Source organism: Herbaspirillum sp. Her3 (genome assembly GCF_057961275.1).
The window spans coordinates 3,935,202-3,955,775 of record NZ_CM176328.1; the positions used below are offsets into that span (position 1 = coordinate 3,935,202).

The 20,574-nt window shown below is 63.9% G+C and carries 20 protein-coding genes; 10 read left to right on the plus strand and 10 right to left on the minus strand.

Annotated features, from left to right (window positions below; translation table 11 throughout):
• Positions 1-107 precede the first annotated feature (107 nt).
• The 5 genes from ACVC5H_RS18045 (at position 108) to ACVC5H_RS18065 (ending at position 4,194) form a co-directional block, all read left to right on the plus strand.
• A complete protein-coding gene (locus tag ACVC5H_RS18045; RefSeq protein ID WP_489619152.1) occupies positions 108-1,067 on the plus strand; it encodes an ABC transporter substrate-binding protein in 960 nt (319 codons plus the stop codon).
• 3 nt (positions 1,068-1,070) lie between these two features.
• Positions 1,071-1,868 carry an ABC transporter ATP-binding protein gene (locus ACVC5H_RS18050; protein ID WP_489619153.1) on the plus strand — a complete coding sequence of 266 codons (798 nt, stop codon included), beginning with the start codon at positions 1,071-1,073 and terminating at the stop codon, positions 1,866-1,868.
• On the plus strand, positions 1,865-2,683 hold the full coding sequence (locus ACVC5H_RS18055) for an ABC transporter permease (protein ID WP_489619154.1): 819 nt from the start codon (positions 1,865-1,867) through the stop codon (positions 2,681-2,683). The genes ACVC5H_RS18050 and ACVC5H_RS18055 overlap by 4 nt, the downstream gene beginning before the upstream one ends.
• Positions 2,684-2,766: 83 nt before the next feature.
• Entirely contained in the window at positions 2,767-3,330 is a 564-nt protein-coding gene (locus ACVC5H_RS18060) for a nuclear transport factor 2 family protein (protein WP_489619155.1), read from the plus strand.
• A gap of 51 nt (positions 3,331-3,381) precedes the next feature.
• Positions 3,382-4,194 carry an alpha/beta fold hydrolase gene (locus ACVC5H_RS18065; RefSeq protein WP_489619156.1) on the plus strand — a complete coding sequence of 271 codons (813 nt, stop codon included), beginning with the start codon at positions 3,382-3,384 and terminating at the stop codon, positions 4,192-4,194.
• A gap of 33 nt (positions 4,195-4,227) precedes the next feature.
• Here ACVC5H_RS18065 and ACVC5H_RS18070 read toward each other — a convergent pair whose 3' ends face one another.
• Both ACVC5H_RS18070 and ACVC5H_RS18075 read right to left on the minus strand, forming a co-directional pair.
• Positions 4,228-4,551, minus strand: coding sequence for an antibiotic biosynthesis monooxygenase family protein (locus tag ACVC5H_RS18070; protein WP_489619157.1), 324 nt, complete (start codon positions 4,549-4,551; stop codon positions 4,228-4,230).
• 44 nt (positions 4,552-4,595) lie between these two features.
• Complete coding sequence (locus ACVC5H_RS18075) at positions 4,596-5,522, minus strand: LysR family transcriptional regulator (RefSeq protein ID WP_489619158.1); 927 nt, start codon at positions 5,520-5,522, stop codon at positions 4,596-4,598.
• Positions 5,523-5,726: 204 nt separating this feature from the next.
• Between ACVC5H_RS18075 and ACVC5H_RS18080 the strand changes: the two genes are divergently transcribed.
• Positions 5,727-6,227: a flavin reductase gene (locus ACVC5H_RS18080; protein WP_489619159.1), complete on the plus strand. Its 501-nt coding sequence runs from the start codon at positions 5,727-5,729 to the stop codon at positions 6,225-6,227.
• Positions 6,228-6,312: 85 nt separating this feature from the next.
• Here ACVC5H_RS18080 and ACVC5H_RS18085 read toward each other — a convergent pair whose 3' ends face one another.
• The 6 genes from ACVC5H_RS18085 to ACVC5H_RS18110 form a co-directional block, all read right to left on the minus strand.
• The gene (locus tag ACVC5H_RS18085; protein ID WP_489619160.1) at positions 6,313-6,540 is read right to left on the minus strand and encodes a formate dehydrogenase subunit delta; all 228 of its coding nucleotides are present in this window, start codon (positions 6,538-6,540) and stop codon (positions 6,313-6,315) included.
• Positions 6,541-6,591: 51 nt separating this feature from the next.
• Positions 6,592-7,434: a formate dehydrogenase accessory sulfurtransferase FdhD gene (gene fdhD / locus ACVC5H_RS18090; protein WP_489619161.1), complete on the minus strand. Its 843-nt coding sequence runs from the start codon at positions 7,432-7,434 to the stop codon at positions 6,592-6,594.
• Between the two features lie 73 nt (positions 7,435-7,507).
• Positions 7,508-10,381 (minus strand): formate dehydrogenase subunit alpha, encoded by a 2,874-nt coding sequence (fdhF, locus tag ACVC5H_RS18095; RefSeq protein WP_489619162.1) that lies wholly within the window; start codon positions 10,379-10,381, stop codon positions 7,508-7,510.
• Between the two features lie 53 nt (positions 10,382-10,434).
• Positions 10,435-11,997 carry a formate dehydrogenase beta subunit gene (locus tag ACVC5H_RS18100; RefSeq protein ID WP_489619163.1) on the minus strand — a complete coding sequence of 521 codons (1,563 nt, stop codon included), beginning with the start codon at positions 11,995-11,997 and terminating at the stop codon, positions 10,435-10,437.
• Positions 11,997-12,473, minus strand: coding sequence for a formate dehydrogenase subunit gamma (locus ACVC5H_RS18105; RefSeq protein WP_489619164.1), 477 nt, complete (start codon positions 12,471-12,473; stop codon positions 11,997-11,999). Before ACVC5H_RS18105 ends, ACVC5H_RS18100 begins: the two co-directional genes overlap by 1 nt.
• A gap of 410 nt (positions 12,474-12,883) precedes the next feature.
• Complete coding sequence (locus ACVC5H_RS18110; RefSeq protein ID WP_489619165.1) at positions 12,884-14,530, minus strand: OFA family MFS transporter; 1,647 nt, start codon at positions 14,528-14,530, stop codon at positions 12,884-12,886.
• A 219-nt stretch (positions 14,531-14,749) separates the two neighbouring features.
• Between ACVC5H_RS18110 and ACVC5H_RS18115 the strand changes: the two genes are divergently transcribed.
• Both ACVC5H_RS18115 and ACVC5H_RS18120 read left to right on the plus strand, forming a co-directional pair.
• Positions 14,750-15,817, plus strand: a complete 1,068-nt coding sequence (locus ACVC5H_RS18115; RefSeq protein WP_489619166.1) for a substrate-binding domain-containing protein — start codon at positions 14,750-14,752, stop codon at positions 15,815-15,817.
• Positions 15,818-15,954: 137 nt separating this feature from the next.
• Positions 15,955-16,923: a LysR family transcriptional regulator gene (locus ACVC5H_RS18120; RefSeq protein WP_489619167.1), complete on the plus strand. Its 969-nt coding sequence runs from the start codon at positions 15,955-15,957 to the stop codon at positions 16,921-16,923.
• A gap of 161 nt (positions 16,924-17,084) precedes the next feature.
• Here ACVC5H_RS18120 and ACVC5H_RS18125 read toward each other — a convergent pair whose 3' ends face one another.
• Both ACVC5H_RS18125 and ACVC5H_RS18130 read right to left on the minus strand, forming a co-directional pair.
• Positions 17,085-17,999: a LysR family transcriptional regulator gene (locus ACVC5H_RS18125; protein WP_489619168.1), complete on the minus strand. Its 915-nt coding sequence runs from the start codon at positions 17,997-17,999 to the stop codon at positions 17,085-17,087.
• Complete coding sequence (locus tag ACVC5H_RS18130) at positions 17,996-18,175, minus strand: hypothetical protein (protein ID WP_489619169.1); 180 nt, start codon at positions 18,173-18,175, stop codon at positions 17,996-17,998. The genes ACVC5H_RS18125 and ACVC5H_RS18130 overlap by 4 nt, the downstream gene beginning before the upstream one ends.
• Between ACVC5H_RS18130 and ACVC5H_RS18135 the strand changes: the two genes are divergently transcribed.
• Complete coding sequence (locus ACVC5H_RS18135; RefSeq protein ID WP_489619170.1) at positions 18,174-19,112, plus strand: D-hexose-6-phosphate mutarotase; 939 nt, start codon at positions 18,174-18,176, stop codon at positions 19,110-19,112. The two genes, ACVC5H_RS18130 and ACVC5H_RS18135, sit on opposite strands and share 2 nt — an antisense overlap.
• Positions 19,113-19,312: 200 nt before the next feature.
• On the plus strand, positions 19,313-20,392 hold the full coding sequence (locus ACVC5H_RS18140; RefSeq protein WP_489619171.1) for a tartrate dehydrogenase: 1,080 nt from the start codon (positions 19,313-19,315) through the stop codon (positions 20,390-20,392).
• The last annotated feature ends 182 nt before the right edge of the window (positions 20,393-20,574 follow it).

Here is a 20,574-nt window from a genome sequence, read left to right on the forward strand (position 1 = left end):
GCCTGCGCCCATGCCGCAGGCGCGTACCTTCCGAAGTTTGCCTTTGTTACTGCCGTGCCTGCCAACTCCACTGGCGCTTCACCAACTTTACAAAGAGGACCCAGCCCGTGACCCACCCCACCGTCTCGCCACAACGCCGCAAGCTGCTGCTCGGCGCCGCCTCCATGCTCGCTGCAGGCGCTGCGCCTGCCCTGCCAGCCCTGGCCCAGGGCGCCCCCGTCATCATCGGTGTCGGCGCCGATCCCGTCTTCACGGCCTTCTTCGTGGCCGCCAATGAAAAGCTCTTCGCCAAGCATGGCGCACCCAACGTCACCGTGCAGTCCTATACCGATGGCGGCGAAGCGCTCAATGCGCTGGTGGCCAACCAGGTTCAGATGGGCTGTGCCGGCGAACCCACGCACATCGTGCGCCTCTCGCGCGCCGAGCTGCGTCCGCTGGCCGTGACCTATCAGTCCAAGACCTACGTCAAGCTGGTCGCGCGCAAGGGCATTGCCTCGGTCGACAAGATCAGGAAGTTCGGCATCGTCGCCGGCTCGGTCTCGGAATACGTCACCGGCCTGACCTTGAAGACCCTCAACATCGATGCCTCCAAGGTAGAGATGGTGCGCTCCGGCCCGCCCGAACTGCCGGCCCTGCTGGCACGCGGCGACATCGATGCCTACTTCGTCTGGGAACCGTGGCCCACGCTGGGCGTGCAGCAAGGCGGCCATCTCCTGATGACGGCCGGCGACGTCGGCTACACCAGCACCCTCTGGCTCTCGGCCACCGCGCCCTGGCTGGCCGCCAACAAGGAAGTGGCCGGCAACATCCTCAAGGCGCTCGCCGAGGCCTCCGAGATCACCCGCAAGGACCCGCCGCGCGCGGCCCAATCGGTGCAGGCCATCACCCGCATTCCGGTACCGCAGACCTTGAATTCGCTCAAGGACATGGAACCGATCGTGCGCGACTTCACCGACACCGACATCAAGACCGCCAATGCGATTGGCGACTTCCTGCTCTCCAGGCAGGCCATCAAGGCGCCGGTGGACATGGGCAAGATCCTGCAGCGCGGCTTCTACAAGGGGTAGGCCATGGGACATGGATCTTCAGTTTCCATCAAGCGCGTCGGCCTGACCATCGGCAACAACGAGATCATGGCGGGCATCGACCTCGACATCCGTGCAGGCGAATTCATCTGCCTGCTCGGCCCCTCCGGCTGCGGCAAATCCACGCTGCTCAATGCCATTGCCGGCTTCCAGGAAGTGGCGGGAGAGATCAGCGTGGCAGGCAAGCGCGTCACCGCTCCGGGGCTGGATCGCGGGGTGGTGTTCCAGTCATCGGAGGCGCTGTTTCCCTGGCTGTCCGTGCGCGAGAACGTCGAATACGGCCTCAGGTTGCGCGGCATTCCCGCTGCCGAACGCCGTGCGGCGGCCGAGCGCTACGTCTCGCTGGTGGGCCTGAAGCATGCCATCGACAAGTTCCCCGCCGAGCTCTCGGGCGGCATGCGCCAGCGTGCGCAGATCGCCCGGGTGCTGGTCAATGAACCCTCGGTGGTGCTGATGGACGAGCCCTTCGGCGCCCTCGATGCGCAGACCCGCGAAGTGCTGCAAAGCGAACTGGACCGCATCTGGAAAAGCACCGGCTGTACCATCGTCTTCGTCACCCACGACATCTGGGAAGCCATCCTGCTGGCCGACCGCGTGGTGACCATGACGGCCGGCCCGCGTGCCCACATCAAGACCATCGAAGCAGTCGACCTGCCGCATCCGCGCGATCCGGCCGACCCTGCCTGCATGGCCCTGTATGCACGCATCCGCGATGACATCGGCGCCGAAGTCACGCGCGTGCTGCGTGCGCAAGGCCTGATCGAAGAGGAATCCCTATCATGAGCCAGCTCACCCAGACAGCCACCCCGACCGCGCCAGCGTCGGCCATACCCTCCAGCGTCAGACGCCGTATGAAAGCTGCCCGCCCCTTCCTGATCTCGGTCATCGCCATCGTCGGCGGCCTGGTGCTGTGGCAACTGGTGTCGATGACGACCTCGCCGCTATTCCTGCCGTCGGTGCCCATGACCTGGGCCGCCGCACTCGAACTGATCGGTGACGGTACCCTGCAGCAATCGATACTGGCCTCGTCCGGACGCATCCTGGCCGGCTGGGGCGCGGGCGTGGCCATCGGCGTGCCGCTGGGCATCTTCATGGGGCGTTTTGACCTGGTGCGGCAGCTGCTCGATCCCTACATCGAGTTCTTCCGCTTCATCCCGCCGATTGCCTTCGTCACCCTGGCGGTGATCTGGCTGGGCCCGGGCGAGCTGTCCAAGATCGCGCTGATCTTCTACACCACCGTCTTCATCGTCACGCTCAACACGATTGCCGGCGTGCAGTCGGTGAACCCGCTGCGCCTGCGTGCGGCGGCCTCGCTGGGGGCCGGGCAATGGAAGATCCTGACTACCGTGATCCTGCCCTCGACCGTGCCTTACATGGTCACCGGCGCGCGCATCGCGATGGGCAATTCCTTCCTGACGGTGGTGTCGGCGGAAATCGTTTCGGCCCGCGAAGGCCTGGGCGCCCTGATCTGGACAGCGCGCAACTTCAGCCGTACCGAATGGGTCTTCGTGGGCATCATCGCGCTGGGCCTCTTGGGCTACCTGTTCGACCGCATCCTGCGCATCGCCACCCGCAAGCTGCTGGCGCGCTACCTGTAAGCGTTGCTTTGCCCTGGCCAACCGTGTGCCTGCGCGCGGTTGGTTTTTCCTCATCCACAAAAGACCCCACGAGACAACTCACCATGACCGACCTCACCCAGGAAATCCTGCAACTCAAGCGCCGCCTCGACGTACTCGAAGCCGAAGCCGACATCCGCCGCCTGCAGGCGCGCTACATGTTCCTGTGCGACACGCCCTGCCCCGAACCGGTGGCCGATGATGCCGAACGCATCGAGAAGATCCTCGAGCTCTACGCCGAGGATGCCATCTGGGAAGGCGTGGGCGCCTACTACGAAGGCCAGTTCGGCCAGGCCGTCGGCAAGGACGCCATTCGCAAGCACTTCCAGGCTTTCTGGGGGCAGAAGAAGGATCCGGAGCTGCTCTTGAACGTGCACTACCTGACCTCGGAACAGATCCACGTCAATGCCGACTGCACCCGTGCCGATGGCCAGTGGGTCCATTGCCAGCCGTGGATTTTCGGAGATGGTTCGTCGCTGCTGCGCTCCAGCCGTTTGAACAATCTCTTCACCAGGGTGGATGGCGTCTGGAAGATCGCCCGCACCCGCACCGAAAACGTCTTCGTGGCGCCGCTTGCAGCGGGCTGGGCCAACAATGTGCCGAGCTATTCGGTGCTGATGAAGGAATGATTTTTCATATCGTCTGTAACCGCCGCCCCGCCTGCCTCTCCGGAGACCCTCATGCATCCTGAACAGTGCGCATTGCGTCGGCAATTCATCGACACCACTGCGGGCGCGCTGCACGTGGCCAGCATGGGGGACGGCTTTCCGGTACTGCTGCTGCACCAGACACCGCGCTCCTGGGATGAATACCGCGACGTGCTGCCCTTGCTGGGGCAGCATTACCGCGCCATCGCCATCGACACCCCCGGCTTCGGTGACTCCTGCAAGCCGCCCTTGTCCACGCACAGCATCGAGCGTTGGGCACAACTGGTGCTGGAAGTAATGGATAGGCTGGACATCGCCAGGGCCGCCGTGGTCGGCCACCATACCGGTGCGGTCACAGCCATGGAAATCGCAGCTGCCGCGCCCGAACGGGTGGCGGCGCTGGTGCTGTCCTCCTGCTCCTTCAACGATGCCGCTCGCCGCAGCGCCCACGCGGGCAAGCGTGCCATCGACGAGGTGCAAGTACGCGCCGACGGCAGCCATCTGCAAGAAATGTGGCAACGCCGCCAGCCCTACTATCCGCCGGGGGATACCGAACTGCTTTCGCGCTTCATGATGGATGCCCTCAAGGCGGGCGAGATGGCTGCGCATGGCCATGTGGTGGTGCGCCACTACGTGATGGAAGAACGCATCGGGCTGGTGCGTGCCCCCACGCTGGTGCTGCGCGCCGGGCGCGATCCGCATGCGGCACCTTCTGCGGAACGCATCGCCGCTGCGATTACCGGCAGCCAGTTACGGACGCTGGAGGAAGGCATGGTGCCGATGCCCGATCAGATTCCCGCGCAGTTTGCACAGGCGGTGATGGATTTCCTGCAGTGTACTTGCTGAAGTCGATGCCCCGTCTCGCGGCGCGTCGGGGATTCAGTCGCGGGTGAAGGCGTAATCCCGCTCTACCTTGCAGATACGTGTCTTGTAGGCCTGGTACCACTGCTCGCGGCCCAGGCGCTGGGCCATCTGGTGGTCGAGATCGCGTTTCCAGGCAGCGATGGCTTCCAGACTGGACCAGTAGGACACCGTGATACCCACCTCTTCGCGCGCCGATTCCACGCCCAGGAAACCGGGCTGGCGGGACGCTGCTTCCACCATGGTATCGGCCATCTGGCCATAGCCATGATCGCCCTCGGTGCGCAGGGAAGTGAAAATGACGGCGTAGTAGGGAACGTCTCCGGTGGCGGCAATGCTCATGGTGTAGCTCCAGTCAAAAAAATAAAAATCAGTCGCGCCCGGGATCAGGCCATCTCCGCCTCGCGTCCGAACATCTCGATCAACAGGCTGCGCAGCCACTGTATGCCCGAATCTGCCGCAAAGCGCGCATGCGTATAAAGGCTCACCGGAATGCGCGGCATCTCCATCGGCAGGTCCAGCAGCACGCAGGCATCATCCAGGTTGTGCCGCTCGGCGATGCTACGCGGCAGGAACAGGGCCAGATCGGTATTGCGCACGATCTGCGGCGCCACCGTGAAGTGCGGCATGCGCAGGGCGAAATCGCGCTTCACGCCGGCATTGCGCAACACGTCTTCGGCCAGCTGGTGGCCGGTGGTGTTGGTGCTGGCATAGACGTAGCGCAGCTGCAGGAGCTTGTCCATGGTCAGCGGCTGGCCGGCCAGCGGATGGGTCTTGCGCAGCATGCAGACGTAATCATCGTAGAGCACCAGCTGGCTCTGGCAATCCTCGGGCAGGCCGGGCAGGTAGCCGAAAGCCAGATCGATGTCGCCATTGCGCATGGCCGCGCCGAGGTTTTCCATGGCCATCTGCTGGACTTCCAGGGACACATGCGGTGCGGCATGGGCCAGCTCTTCCATCAGCAGCGGCAGCACGTGACTGCAGGACATGTCCGACATCACCAGGTGGAAAGTGCGGGTGGCCGTGGCCGGATCGAAACTGGCATGGCTATGCAGGGCCTCGTTGATGATGCCCAGGGCGCGGGCGATGGGCTCGTGTAGGCGGATCGCGGTTTCGGTGGGCACCATGGCGCTGGTGCTGCGCACGAAGAGCGGATCGTCGAACATCTCGCGCAGGCGGCGCAGCGCGTGACTCACGGCGGGCTGGGTGAGATGCAGGCGGTCGGCGGCGGCGGTGAGGCTGCGCAGCTCCCAGATGACGATGAAGGTCTTGAGCAGGTTCAGGTCCACTGCGCCAATATTCATTTGCTTCATGCGGAACATTCCAGACTATCATTTGACCCGTGATTTGCTCAGGGTCTATTGTTCATCCCAGGACGCAGACTGTTGCCAGCGATGCGTTCTCCCTCTCACCTGCTGATCGACATTCGCCTGGCGGCGCTGCAGAGAACCCTGCAGATGGCGCAAAGGATACGAAGCCTTGTCGCGGATGTCATCTCTTTTCTGGATGGATCTACCATGAAGCAAGACTTTCGCGACGCCATGGCGCGTCTCTCGGCGGCGGTCAACATCATCACCACCGATGGCCCTGCAGGGAGTGCGGCGATGACGGTGAGCGCCGTCAGTTCGGTCTCCGACCACCCGGCCACGGTACTGGTGTGCATCAACGTCAAGAGCGCAGCCCATCCCATCCTGGTTGGCAACGGGCGCCTGTGCATCAACATCCTGGCCGGACATCACGAAGAAGTGGCGCGCATGATTGCCGGCATGACCGGGCTGGCGGCCGAAGAACGTATGGCGCAGGTACAGTGGGAGACCGGCGAGTATGGGCAGCCCGCGCTGCCGGATGCACTGGCCGTGCTGGAGGGCGATATCGTTTTGCAGCAGCAAGCAGGGACACATAGTGTGCTGTTCGTGGAGATCCGGCACATCCGCCTGGCGGCGTCGCAGGCCGATGGGCTGGCTTATTTTGCACGGCGTTTTCACCGGATTGCGGCGGAGGTGGGGTTGGCGGCGTGAGGCGAGCGACGCAAGCCCGGTACGCCATGAAAAAACCGCCCAGCAAGCTGAGCGGTTTCATCGAAATCACAAGCAGGCTGGAGCCCTACACCGCCAACTGCTGCACATGCCGGTTCACCGCCTCCAGCACGATGGCATCCACGCCCTCCCCTTGCGTCTTCTCGATATGTTCCAGGAAGGCCTTGCGCATGCGCGGCTCCCAGAAGCGCTTCAGGTGCGTCGCCAGATCGGCGATGGCCTGGTCGCGGTCGGGCATGGTGGAAAAGAAACTGCCAATCTGGTTGGCCATCTTGACCAGGTGTTCGGTATTCATGGGTCGTCTCCTCCTGCTCGGTTCGTCTATCGTTCGGTTCAAGCCAGCGTATCACCGCAAGCGATGCGGGCGCGCATACACCACGTGGCCCTGCTTGCGCACGAAGCCCAGCAGCGTCACATCCGTCTCTTCGGCCAGCCGGATCGCCAGCGCAGTCGGCGCCGAGACCGCAGCGATGAAGCCGATGCCGACGGTGGCCGCCTTCTGCACCATCTCGTAACTGGCACGGCTGGTGATGATGGCCGCGCCCTGCGCAAAATCCGCATCCTCTTCGGCCAGTGCACCAATGAGCTTGTCCAGCGCATTGTGACGGCCCACGTCTTCACGTACCAGCACGATGCGCCCGGAGGCATCCATCCACGCCGCCGCGTGCGTCGCGCCCGTGGCCTGCTGCAATTGCTGCCCCGCCTGCATCTGCTCGAAGGCCGCATGCACCTGCTCCACCGAGAACGATGCACCACCCGGCACCGCCTGCGGATGGCGTACCGCCTGTTCCAGTGTCTCGGCACCACACAGGCCGCAGCCGGTGCGGCCGGTCAGGTTGCGGCGCTTTTCCTTCAGGGCGACGAAGCGCTCGGTGGCAATGCGCATCTGTACCTGCACGCCTTCACAGCCGGGCACAATCTCGCATTCATACAGCTCGCCGGGGGAGGCTAAAATGCCTTCGGTGAGCGAGAAGCCCAGCGCAAAATCTTCCAGGTCGGCGGGCGTGGCCATCATGACGGCGTGCGAGATGCCGTTGTATTCCAACGCAATCGGCACTTCCTCAGCCACCACGTCGTCCACGGTCTCGCGCCGGCCGTCGCGCCAGCGGTCCACCTGCACACGGGTGAAGGTGGCGTAGTCACCGGTGGCGTCGTCGATGAGGGGGCTGCTGCGCTTGCTCGTGTTCATGCTGTCCTGCGTGGTAGGTTGGGCTCGTGTCTGCGGAAATCATGGCAGCACGAGCCCGCTACGCTCATGCCGCTTACTTCGTCACCAGCGGTTCAGCCGGCACCTCGCCCTTGAGCAGATCGAGCTGCGCACGGTTGAAGCGCTCGTAATGTTGCTGCCATTGCGAAGGCTGCGTCACCGGCATCACCTGCACCGCCGTCACCTTGTACTCGGGGCAGTTGGTGGCCCAGTCGGAGTTGTCGGTGGTGATCACGTTGGCACCCGATTCCGGGAAGTGGAAGGTGGTATAGACCACGCCCGGCTGCACCTTCTCGGTGACGGTGGCGCGCAGCACGGTCTGGCCTGCACGCGACTCCACGCCCACCCAGTCGCCCTCGCGGATGCCACGGTCCTCGGCATCGTGCGGGTGGATCTCCAGCCGGTCTTCGCTATGCCATTGCGAGTTCTCGGTACGGCGTGTCTGCGCACCCACGTTGTACTGCGACAGGATGCGGCCGGTGGTCAGGATCAGCGGGTAGCGCTGCGTCACCTTTTCGTCGGTGGCGAAGTATTGCGTGTTGATGAACTTGCCCTTGCCACGGATGAAGCTGCCCACGTGCATGATGGGCGTGCCTTCCGGCGCTGCATCGTTGCAGGGCCACTGGATGCTGCCGAGTTTTTCCAGCTTGTCGTAGCTCACGCCATGGAAGCTGGGCGTCAGGGCGGCGATCTCGTCCATGATTTCCGAGGGGTGATTGTACGGCATCGGGTAACCCAGCGCTTCGGCCAGCGCCACCGTGACTTCCCAGTCGGACTTGCCGGCCTTGGGCGGCATCACCTTGCGCACGCGCGAGATGCGGCGCTCGGCATTGGTGAAGGTGCCATCCTTTTCCAGGAAGGACGAACCGGGCAGGAACACGTGCGCATACTTGGCCGTTTCGTTCAGGAACAGGTCCTGCACCACGATGCATTCCATGGCCTGCAGGGCGGCCGCCACGTGCTGGGTATTCGGGTCCGATTGCACGATGTCCTCGCCCTCGCAATACAGGCCCTTGAAGCTGCCATCGAGCGCGGCATCGAACATGTTGGGAATGCGCAGGCCCGGTTCCGGGTTCAGCGTCACGCCCCAGGCCTGTTCGAACTGGCCGCGCACGGTGGAATCGGAAATGTGGCGATAACCCGGCAGCTCATGCGGGAAGGAACCCATGTCGCAGGAACCCTGCACGTTGTTCTGTCCGCGCAGCGGGTTCACACCCACGCCTTCGCGGCCGACGTTGCCGGTGCACATGGCCAGGTTGGCGATGCCCATCACGGTGGTCGAACCTTGCGCATGTTCGGTCACGCCCAGGCCGTAGTAGATCGCGGCATTGCCACCGGTGGCGTACAGGCGCGCGGCACCACGGATAGTCTCGGCAGGCACGCCGGTGATGGCGGCCATGGCTTCGGGGGAATTGTCCTCGCGCAGGACGAATTGCTTCCAGTCCTTGTACGACTGCAGGTCGCAGCGTTCTTGAATGTAGGCTTCGTTCTGCAAGCCTTCGGAGAGGATCACGTGGGCCAGCGCGGTGATGATGGCGGTGTTGGTGCCGGGACGCAGCTTCAGGTGATAGTCGGCCTTCAGGTGCGGCGACTTGACCATCTCGGTGGTGCGCGGATCGATCACGATCAGCTTGGCTCCCTGGCGCACGCGACGCTTGATCTGCGAAGCGAAGACCGGATGGCCCGCTGCCGGATTGGCACCCATGATGAGGATGACGTCGGACTTCATCACCGATTCAAAGGTCTGCGTGCCGGCCGATTCGCCCAGGGTCTGCTTCAAGCCATAGCCGGTCGGCGAATGGCACACGCGCGCACAGGTATCGACGTTATTGTTGCCGAAGGCGGCGCGCACCAGCTTTTGCACCAGGTAGGTTTCTTCGTTGGTGCAGCGCGACGAGGTGATGCCGCCGATGGAATCCTTGCCATGCCTGGCCTGGATGCGGCGGAACTCGCTGGCCGCATAGGACAGCGCTTCGTCCCACGACACTTCGCGCCAGGGATCGTTGATGCTCTTGCGGATCATGGGGTTCAGGATGCGGTCCTTGTGGGTCGCATAGCCCCAGGCGAAACGGCCCTTGACGCAGGAGTGGCCCTGGTTCGCCTTGCCGTCCTTGTACGGCACCATGCGCACCACTTCATTGCCCTTCATCTCGGCCTTGAAGGAGCAGCCCACGCCGCAATAGGCGCAGGTGGTGACCTTGCTGTGCTCGGCCTGGCCCAGCATGATGACGGTCTTTTCAGTCAGGGTAGCGGTCGGGCAGGCCTCCACGCAGGCACCGCAGGAAACGCATTCGGATTCCATGAAGGCTTCCATCTGCCCGGCCGAGACACGCGATTCGAAACCGCGCCCGTTGATGGTCAGCGCGAAGGTGCCCTGGGTTTCTTCACAGGCGCGCACGCAGCGATTGCAGACGATGCACTTGGAAGGGTCATAGGTGAAGTAGGGATTGGACTCGTCCTTCTTCATCTTGGTGTGGTTCTCGCCTTCGTAGCCGTAGCGCACTTCACGCAGGCCGACCACACCGGCCATGTCCTGCAGTTCGCAGTTGCCGTTGGTCGGGCAGGTCAGGCAATCGAGCGGGTGGTCCGAGATGTAGAGCTCCATCACGCCGCGCCGGATCTCGGCCAGCTTGGGCGTCTGCGTCTGCACCTTCATGCCCGGCTCGCAGGGCGTGGTGCAGGAGGCCGGATAGCCCTTCATCTTGCGACCGTCCTTTTCGATTTCCACCAGGCACAGGCGGCAAGAGCCGAAGGGTTCCAGGCTGTCGGTGGCGCACAGCTTGGGCACGTTGATGCCGGCCTCGACCGAGGCGCGCATGACCGAGGTACCGGCCGGGACCGTCACGGCCACGCCGTCGATCTCCAGCGTGACCATCTGTTCCGAGGCACGTGCGGGGGTGCCGTAGTCCGTTTCATTGAGCTGGTTCATGGTGCAACTCCTTGCATTCGCTATGGCGCTGTTGCGCTAATTCGCTGATGGGATCAGGCCGCCTGTTGGCCGGGCGCGCCGAAGTCTTCGGGGAAATGATTCAGGGCCGACAGCACCGGGAACGGCGTCATGCCGCCCATGGCGCAGAGCGAGCCGTTGACCATGGTGTCGCACAGGCTCTTCAACAGATGGATCTGCTGCGGACGCTCCTGGTTGGCAATGATCTTGTCGATCACTTCCACGCCGCGCGTGGAGCCGATGCGGCAAGGGGTGCACTTGCCGCAGGATTCGACTGCACAGAATTGCATGGCATAGCGCGCCTGGCGGGCCATATCGACACGATCGTCAAAGGCCACCAGCCCACCGTGCCCGATCATGGCGCCTATTGCGGCGAAGGCTTCATAATCGAGCGGCGTATCGAATTGCGAGGGCGGCAGATACGCGCCCAGCGGTCCACCCATCTGCACCGCGCGGATCGGCCGGCCCGTGGCGCTGCCGCCACCGAAATCTTCCAGCAACTGGCGCAGCGTGAGGCCGAAGGCCTTCTCTACCAGTCCGCCCTGTTTGATGTTGCCGGCCAGCTGGAATGGCAGCGTGCCATGCGAGCGGCCCACGCCATAGTTCTTGTAGAACTCCGCCCCGCGCGCCAGGATCACCGGCACCGACGCCAGCGAGATCAGGTTGTTGATCACGGTGGGCTTGCCGAACAAGCCTTCCAGCGCCGGCAGCGGCGGCTTGGCGCGCACCACGCCGCGCTTGCCTTCCAGGCTTTCGAGCATGGCGGTTTCTTCGCCGCAGATGTAGGCGCCTGCGCCCTTGCGCACTTCCAGATGGAAGGATTTGCCGGAGCCCAGGATGTTGTCGCCCAGGTAGCCGCGTGCATTGGCAATGGCGATGGCCTCGTTCATGGTCGCAATCGCATGCGGATATTCGGAGCGCACGTAGATGTAGCCTGCGGTCGCACCCACGGCCAGACCCGCAATGGTCATGCCTTCGATGAGCGTGAAGGGATCATCTTCCATGATCATGCGGTCCGAGAAAGTGCCAGAGTCACCCTCGTCGGCATTGCAGACCACGTACTTCTGCGCCGACTGCGCACGCAATACGGTCTGCCATTTGATGCCGGTCGGGAAGGCAGCACCGCCCCGGCCACGCAGACCGGAATCGATCATCTGCTGGACGATGGCCTCGGGCGTCTTGGCCAGGGCATTCTTCAAACCGACAAAACCTTCATACGCCAGATAATCTTCCAGCGAGAGCGGATCGATGATGCCCACGCGGGCGAAGGTCAGGCGCTCCTGGTTCTTGAGGAAGTCAATGTCTTCAGTCAGGCCCAGATGCAGCGTGTGCTGGCCTCCCCCGAGCAAGCCGGCATCGAAGAGGCTGGGGACATCTTCGGGGGCCACCGGCCCATAGGCCACGCGCCCGGCCGCAGTGGCCACTTCCACCAGCGGCTCCAGCCAGAACATGCCGCGCGAACCATTGCGCACCAGCCTGATGGACTGGCCGCGCTGTTGCGCCTCCGCAGCGATGGCGGCGGCCACTTCATTGGCGCCCAGGGCCAGCGCGGTGGAGTCGCGCGGGACGTAGATGGTCACAGCTTCGTGGGTGCTCATCATGCCTCCCGCTTGGCCTGGATCAGGCGCTTGAATTTGTCGGCATCGACGCGGGCGTGCAACTGGTCGTCGAGGGTGAGATTGGGACCGATGGCGCACTGGCCCAGGCAATACACCGGCTCCAGCGTGAACTGGCCATCGGCGCTGGTCTCATGGAAACCGCAGCCCAGCACGTTCTGCGCATGTTCGGCCAGGGCCTCGCTGCCGCGCGCCTGGCAGGCTTCGGCGCGGCAGACCTGCACCACGTGGCGGCCGGCCGGTTCCTGGCGGAAGAAGTGATAGAACGAGATCACCCCATGGACTTCGGCGCGCGAGACGTTCAACTCGTCCGCGATCATCGGGACCGCATCGGCCGGGATGTAGCCGACTTTTTCCTGGATGCCGTGCAGGATGGGGAGCATGGCACCGGCCATCTCCTTGCGCTCGGCGATGATGCCGCGCACCGCCGCCACGTCGAAAACCTGTTGCCTCTTCATTGTTGCCTCCTGTGTTGCTGTGATGCGGACCGCGCACATGACGAACGAAAGGAAACAGACCGCGCCTTGGGAGGCGCAGCCTGCCGGGAACACATCAAGGGAGGGGAAGAACAATGCGGCGGCATGACGCTGCCCCGGTGAAGGGCGCGCACGGCCGTGCGTGGTGAACCAGCTAGTCTCCGTTGTTGCATGTTCTGCCTGCCTTGCGGGTTGGGGTGAACACTGCGGATGCTGGCCCGCCCCTACCGGGTGGACGGGCCATGCTCCTGATTTGTTGATAGTCGCTGACACAAGCTGCCCTGGTTCACGTGGCCATGGCAGCTTGTGTCAGCGGCTTTCGCCGCTGGGGTCTTGCGCGCAGGCCGGGTGGAGCCGGCCTGCGGGTGAAACGAAACGACTGACTTGTGCGATCAGCGGAACAGCACGGCCGACTTCTGCAACACCAGGGTAATACCCCAGATCAGCGGAATGCCGACGGCGGCCCATGCCAGGCCGATCATCACCGGATTGCCGCCGGTGCCGATCTGCGACATGTCGCCCGAACCGGCCGTCGCCACTGCATCGGCCGCCGACTTTTCGTGGGCCAGCTGCTTTTCACGGGCCAGTTCTTCGGGCGTCATGAAGTGCTTGGCGGCCACCGGGCGGATCAGCAGGTTGCAGATCAGGCCCAGGATCAGCATGCCGGCCAGGATGTACATGGTGGTGTTGTAGACCTCGTTCTTGGGCATGCCCTGGGCCAGCTGGTACTCACGCATGTAGTTCACCACCACCGGGCCCAGGATGCCGGCGGTCGCCCACGCGGTCAGCAGGCGGCCGTGGATGGCGCCCACCATCTGGGTGCCGAACAGGTCGGCCAGGTAAGCCGGCACGGTGGCGAAGCCGCCACCATACATCGACAGGATGATGCAAACGGCACCGACGAACAGCGGGATGTTGCCCGCCTTGGCCGACCACGGCAGGCTCACGTACAGCACGAAGCCCAACACGAAGAAGATGGCGTAGGTCATCTTGCGGCCGAAGAAGTCCGAGCACGAGGCCCAGGCGAAACGGCCACCGATGTTGAAGAGCGAGATCAGGCCCGTGAAGCCGGCTGCCAGCGCCGCGATGGCCGCCTTCTGCTCGACCGACAGGTCATTGAAACCGATGTTCACGCCCAGGAGCTTGCCGCCGAAGACTTCCTGCAGCATCGGCGAAGCGATACCGATGACGCCGATACCGGCCGACACGTTCAGGCAGAGCACCAGCCACACCAGCCAGAACTGGGGGATGCCCCAGACCTTGGAGACGTGCACGTGGTTCTGGGTGATCATGGTCGCCGAGGACTTGGCCACCGGCGGGGTCCAGCCAGCCGGCTTCCAGCCGGTCGGCGGCACGCGGTAGCCGAAGGCACCCGCCATCATGAAGACGAAGTAGATGATGGCCATGACCACGAAGGTTTCCCACACGCCCACCGAGGTGGGGGAGGCAAACTTCTTCATCAGCGCATCGGCCAGCGGGGTACCCACCAGCGCACCGCCGCCGAAGCCCATGATGGCCATACCGGTGGCCATGCCGCGACGGTCAGGGAACCACTTGATGAGCGTGGACACCGGCGAGATGTAGCCCAGGCCCAGGCCCACGCCACCGATGACGCCGGAGCCCAGCCACATCAGCCAGATCTGGTGCGTCTTCACGCCCAGGGCCGAGATCAAGAGGCCACCGCACCAGCAGATGGCAGCGACCACGCCGGCCTTGCGGGGGCCGGCGTGTTCCAGCCAGCCGCCCCACAATGCTGCAGAGATGCCCAGCAGGACGAAGAACATGGTGTACATCCAGCCCAGCATGGAGATCTTCCAGTCACAGGAGGACGAGAAGACCTGGGCGAAGAAGCCCACATCGGCACCACAGGCGATGGGCGCGGTGATGCCCAGGGCCTTGGACAGGGGCAGCCAGAATACGGAGAAACCGTAGGCCATGCCGATGCACAGGTGGATTGCGAGCGCTGCTGGCGGAACCAGCCAGCGGTTGAAGCCAGGCTTGGCGACTGTGTGTTCCTTGTTCAGGAAATCGAAAGCCATTATTCCTCCGAAGTTTTATGTGTGTGTGGGTAAATCGAAGGAAGGATTGCATCGCAAAGCCGGTAGGGCCGGATCGTGAAACCGGCCCCTCTTTGCGGCGATATCCTTCTCTTTTAATTTATTTATGTACAACACCGCATATATTTCCTATCATCTATGCGGAGTGACGCGAAGTTATCACCGTTAACCGGCCGTTTCAATATGCTTTCTTTCACATAAATGTTCAAAGTCCACATCAAACCTCACTGGGAAATCGCCTATGACAACGAGGCGGCACTGGACACGGCCAACCTCTTGACCCTGCTCACGGCGATCCAGCAAAGCGGTTCCATCGCGCGTGCCGCGCAATTGACGCGCTATTCCTATCGCCATGCCTGGGGCCTGTTGCGCGAGGCCGAGCGCCTGTTCGGCAATGCCCTGATCGAAAGCGGACGTGGCCGCGGCACCACACTCACCGATTTTGCCAGCAAGCTGCTGTGGGCGGACCGCCTGGTGACGGCGCGCCTGTCGCCCACCCTCGACAGCCTGGCCTCGGAACTGGAAGTGGAACTGGGCAAGACGGTCGAAGGCAAATCCGAGAAGGTGCGCCTGAACGCCAGCCACGGCTTTGCGGTAGCGGCGCTGCTGGACAAGATCAACGAAGCGCGCCTGCCGGTGGAAGTGCGCTACCGCCACAGCACCGATGCCGTGGCCGCGCTGTCGCGCCAGGAATGTGACCTGGCGGGCTTTCACGTACCGCTGGGCGAATTCGAGAAACCGGCCATCGCCGCCTATGCCAAGTGGCTCAACAAGCGCAGCGACTGCCTGATCCACCTGGCCATCCGCAACCAGGGCCTGTTCGTCGAACCGGGCAACCCCAAAGGCTTGCGCGGACTGGCCGACCTCACCCGCACCGACCTGCGCTTCGTCAACCGCGAAGCCGGTTCGGGCACGCGCATGCTGCTGGAGCTGATGCTGGCCGGCGCCGGCATCGCCCACAAGAAGATCAACGGCTTCGAGAACACCGAATTCACCCACTCGGCGGTAGCCGCCTTCATCGCCAGCGGCATGGCCGACGTCGGCTTCGGCGTGCAGACGGCGGCGCATCGCTTCGGCCTGGGCTTCATCCCGCTGGTGCGCGAGCGCTACTTCTTCGCACTGCCGGCCGGATCGCTGCAGGACCCGCTGATCCGCTCGGTGATCGACATCCTGCAATCGGATGGCTTCCGCAAGGTCGTCAACAATCTTGCCGGCTACGATGCCAACGACATGGGCAAGATCCAGACCATCAAGGAAGCCTTCGGCTAAGCCACCGCAGCGCCCGCAGCACACTGCCCCAAACGCCGCTTGTAGGCGCCCTTCGAAGAGGCTACACTCGCGCCCCTGGCCTGCTGCCGTCCTGGCGGCGGGCCGTTTCCTCTTCGCTGCCACCGCCTCATTGCGCCATGAATTCCGCTGCACGCTTTTCTGCCCTCTTCCCTCCTGCCTTCTCCGCACTCGCCGGGATGGATGCGCGCCTGCTGCGCCTGCTCGATGCCGTCCTCGATGAAGCCCATCTGGCCCGTGCAGCCGCGCGTGTGGGCCTGCCGCTGCCGGCCGCGGCCAATGCCCTGGAGCGTTGCCGCCAGTTGCTGCGCGATCCGCTGCTGGAAGATGGCGGCACCCAGATGCGCCTGACAGCCACCGCCCAAGCCCTGCGCGAACCGCTACGCCTGGCGCTGGCCGGCGAAGGGAATGAACAGGCGTCCTCATCGCAGTCGCCCGCGCATGCAGCCGCAGCAAAGCGCGTGCGCATCCTGATGCCGGACTATCCGGCCCAGGTGGTGGCCCATGCGCTGCATCAGGAACTGACCGCCGAGGCGCCGCAGCTGGATCTGGAATTCCAGACCTGGCTGGGCGATGCCGATGCCGCCGCCCGCCTGGAACGCGGCCAGACCGATCTGGTCTTGGGAGCGGCTGCACCGGCTGGCCAGTTGCGCGGACGTGAAGTGCTGCAGGAGCGCTGCGTGGCCGTGATGCGGCGTGACCACCCGGCTGCGCATCAACTGACGCTGGCGCGCTGGCTGTCCTATCCGCACCTGCAGATCGCCTGCCACGATACGCTCAACCGCATGATCGACGAACAGGTCGCCATGCAGGGACTGCGCCGCCGTATCGGCATGGTGATCCCCAATTTCCTGATGGCCCCGGCGCTGCTGCAAGGCTCGGACCTGATCGCCGTCATGCCCATGCATTGCGTGCCTGCGGCTACCGCGGCGCATCCGGTGGCGCTGGCTTGCCTGCGCCCGCCCCTGCCGCTGGAAGCGCCGCCGCTGCGCCTGCTGCAGCATCGCCGCCATGCGGACGATGCGGCCGTGGCGCTGGTGGCGCAGGTGCTGGAACGCATCGTGCGCCAGCGCTTCGACGGGCGCTGAACGCAAGCCTCGCCTCTGTGCAGCGCAACATTTCCCCGTTCGGACTGAGTAGGCGCAAAGCGGCGTATCGAAGGCGCACCGTGTGCAGCGCCTTCGATACGCGCCTGCGGCGCTACTCAGTCCGAACGGGAACACGCAACTCAAGACCGTCCGCACACCGTTCAAACCGTGCCCGAGGATGCCGTCACATCCAGATGCTTCTGCAGGAAGCGCACGCATTCCCGCACCTTGGCCGAATTCTTCAACTGCATGGGATAGACCGCACACAGGTCGGCCTCCTGCGCATACTGCGGCAACACCCGCACCAGCCGCCCGCGCTTGAGACTGTCGGCCACGTCCCAGATCGAACGCAGGATGATGCCGTGGCCGTCCACGGCCCACTGGTGGATGATCTCGCCATGGTTCGACGCCAGCCCGCCCGACACCTTCACCGTCTCCTGCCCCTTGGGCCCCATCATGCGCCAGATGCCGAAGGACTGATTGCGCTCGCGGATCACCAGGCACTGGTGCTGGCGCAGCGCGGCCAGGTCGGCCGGTGCGCCGTGCTTCTTGAGATAGGCGGGACTGGCGCACAGCACCCGCTGGCTGGGCAGGATGCGCTTGGAAAAGAGATGCGGCTCATGCCCCGCCCCCACGCGGATATCTAAATCGATCCCCTCGTTGACCAGATCGATCTGCCGGTCCACCAGCTCCAGCTGTATCTTCAGTTCCGGATGTTCGCTGGCAAAGCGCGACAACAAAGGAGAGACAAACTTGCGCCCCAGCCCGAAGCTGGTACTGATCTTGAGCAGCCCGCGCGGCACCCGCTTGGCGCTGCTGACGGTTTCCATCATCTGCTCCACGTCGTCGAGGATCTTGCGCGCCCATTCGTGGACGTTGCCGCCGTCCTCCGTCATGACCACGCTGCGCGTGGTGCGGTGGAACAGCCGCACGCCCAGCGCCTGCTCCAGCAGGGCAATGCGCTTGCTGATGTAGGCCGGCGAGGCACCGACCTCGCGCGCCGATTCGGCAAAGTTGCTGTGGCGCGCCACCACGCAGAACAGGCGCAGGTCTTCCAGCAGGGGAGAATTGTTCACGATACGTAGCCATTGAAATCCACGATGTGTAGATTATAGCGCCGGCCACAGCCGCCCCCCTCCAGCGCTGGCGAGACGCTGCGCATCGCCTGCCAGACCGCGCAACTCTCCCCGCAACCGCCCGAATTGTGGCAGTCTTGCGCAATCGCAATGTATTCCTTTGGAGTGACCGGCATGAGCCTCATCGACGAGCAGGAAGTCCCCCCCGATCTTCCCCATATCCAGCGTATCGAAGTCAATCAGCTGCAATGCCTGCGCGTGCAGACCGAGCGCGCCGAATTGCTCATTGCCGAGCAAGGCGCCCAGGTGCTGCGCTACCAGGTGCACGGCCAGGAGCCGGTGATCTGGATGAGCGAGGAAGCCGCCTTCGAGGCCGGCAACTCGGTGCGCGGCGGCATCCCGGTGTGCTGGCCCTGGTTCGGCGACCTCATGCGCAATCCCCCGCAAGTACAAGCCCTGCACGCCGGAGGCCGCCTGCCGGCGCACGGCCTGGTACGCGGCATCCCCTGGCTCCTGATGGAAAACGCCATCGAAGGCGACACCGTGCGCCTGGTGCTGGCCATCCCGCCCACGACCGAATCGCCCGCCCTGCGCCACCTGCCGCCGGGCATCGAGCTGCGCCTGGAAATCCTGCTGGATGATCGCCTGCACCTGCAACTGACCACCCGCAACGGCAGCGAGCAGCACATCGCCATCACCCAGGCGCTGCACAGCTACTTTGCCGTCAGCAGTATCCACAACGTCACCGTCGAAGGCCTGGAAGGCCACCGCTATATCGAAACGCTGGAAGGCTGGGCCGAGCGCGAGCAGAAGCGCGACCTGGTGGTCAGCAGCGAAACCGACCGCATCTACCTCGACCTGCCGCCGCAGCTGTCCATCCGCGACGAGGGCTGGAACCGCCGCATCCATATCGAAGCCAGCGGCTCGACCTCGGCCGTGGTCTGGAACCCCTGGGTCAGCAAGGCGCGCCGCCTGTCGCAGTTTGCCGATGACGCCTGGCAGCGCATGCTGTGCATCGAAACCGCCAACGTCATGGAAGACCTGGTGGAGCTGGAACCGGGTGCCGAGCACACCATGGGCGTGAGCCTGTGGAGCGAGGCGCTGGTCGGCTGAGCCGGATCGCTCCCCCGTCAGCAAAGGCAGTGCCGTAACGAGGGCACTGCCTTTTTTCATGCCCTGACGTTTTCTGCACTGTTCACGGATCGTGTTTTATAAAATCACCAGTTCGTGGATGATCCTCCACGCGAAGCGATTTATGATGGCCGCACTTATCCATTGAACGGTCATCCCTTTACCCCAGAGGAGCAGCAACGATGAGCAAGACCCACAGAATCGCCGTCATCGCCGGCGACGGCATCGGCCAGGAAGTCATGCCCGAAGGCTTGCGCGCGGTCGAGGCCGCCAGCAAGAAGTTCGGCATCGATATCGAGTTCACCCATTTCGACTGGGCCCATTGCGGCTACTACGCCAAGCATGGCCAGATGATGCCCGATGACTGGTTCGAGCAGTTGAAGGGCTTCGAAGCCATCTTCTTTGGCGCCGTCGGCTGGCCGGCCACGGTGCCGGACCACGTCTCGCTGTGGGGTTCGCTGCTGAAGTTCCGCCGCGACTTCGACCTCTACGTCAACCTGCGCCCGGTGCGCCTGATGCCGGGCGTGCCCTGCCCGCTGGCCAACCGCAAGCCGGGCGACATCGACTTCTACGTGGTACGCGAGAACACCGAAGGCGAATACTCCGCCATCGGCGGGCGCATGTTCGAAGGCACCGAGCGCGAGACCGTGATCCAGGAATCGGTGTTCAGCCGCAAGGGTACCGACCGCATCCTCAAGTTCGCCTTCGACCTGGCGCAGAGCCGTCCCAAGAAGCACCTGACCTCGGCCACCAAGTCCAACGGCATCGCCATCACCATGCCTTACTGGGATGAGCGGGTCGAAGCCATGGGCGCCAAGTACCCCGACGTGCGCCGCGACAAGTACCACATCGACATCCTGACCGCGCACTTCGTGCTGAACCCGGACCGTTTCGACGTGGTGGTGGCTTCCAACCTGTTCGGCGACATCCTCTCCGACCTCGGCCCGGCCTGCGCCGGCACCATCGGCATTGCGCCCTCGGCCAACATCAATCCCACGCGCGAACTGCCCTCGCTGTTTGAGCCGGTGCATGGTTCGGCGCCTGACATCTTCGGCAAGAACATCGCCAACCCGGTGGCCACCATCTGGTCTGGCGCGATGATGCTGGACTTCCTCGGCAATGGCGAAGGCAAGTACCGCCAGGCTCATGACGCCATGCTGGCGGCCATCGAAGAAGTGCTGGTCAATGGCCCCACCACCCCCGACCTGGGCGGCAAGAGCAACACCACGGAAGTGGGCAAGGCGATTGCAGCGGCCATCTGATCGCTGGCATCCTCTTGTGGTAGCAAGCAATGGCTCGCCTGGTGCGGGCCATTTTCATGATGGGCTGCGGTGTTCAATCGTAAAGGGCATGTTAGGATGGCCGCACTTTCATTTTTCGCGATTGATGAGTTGGACATGGCTGCAAGCCTGCGCATGACAGGACACCGCTTGATGGCGGAACT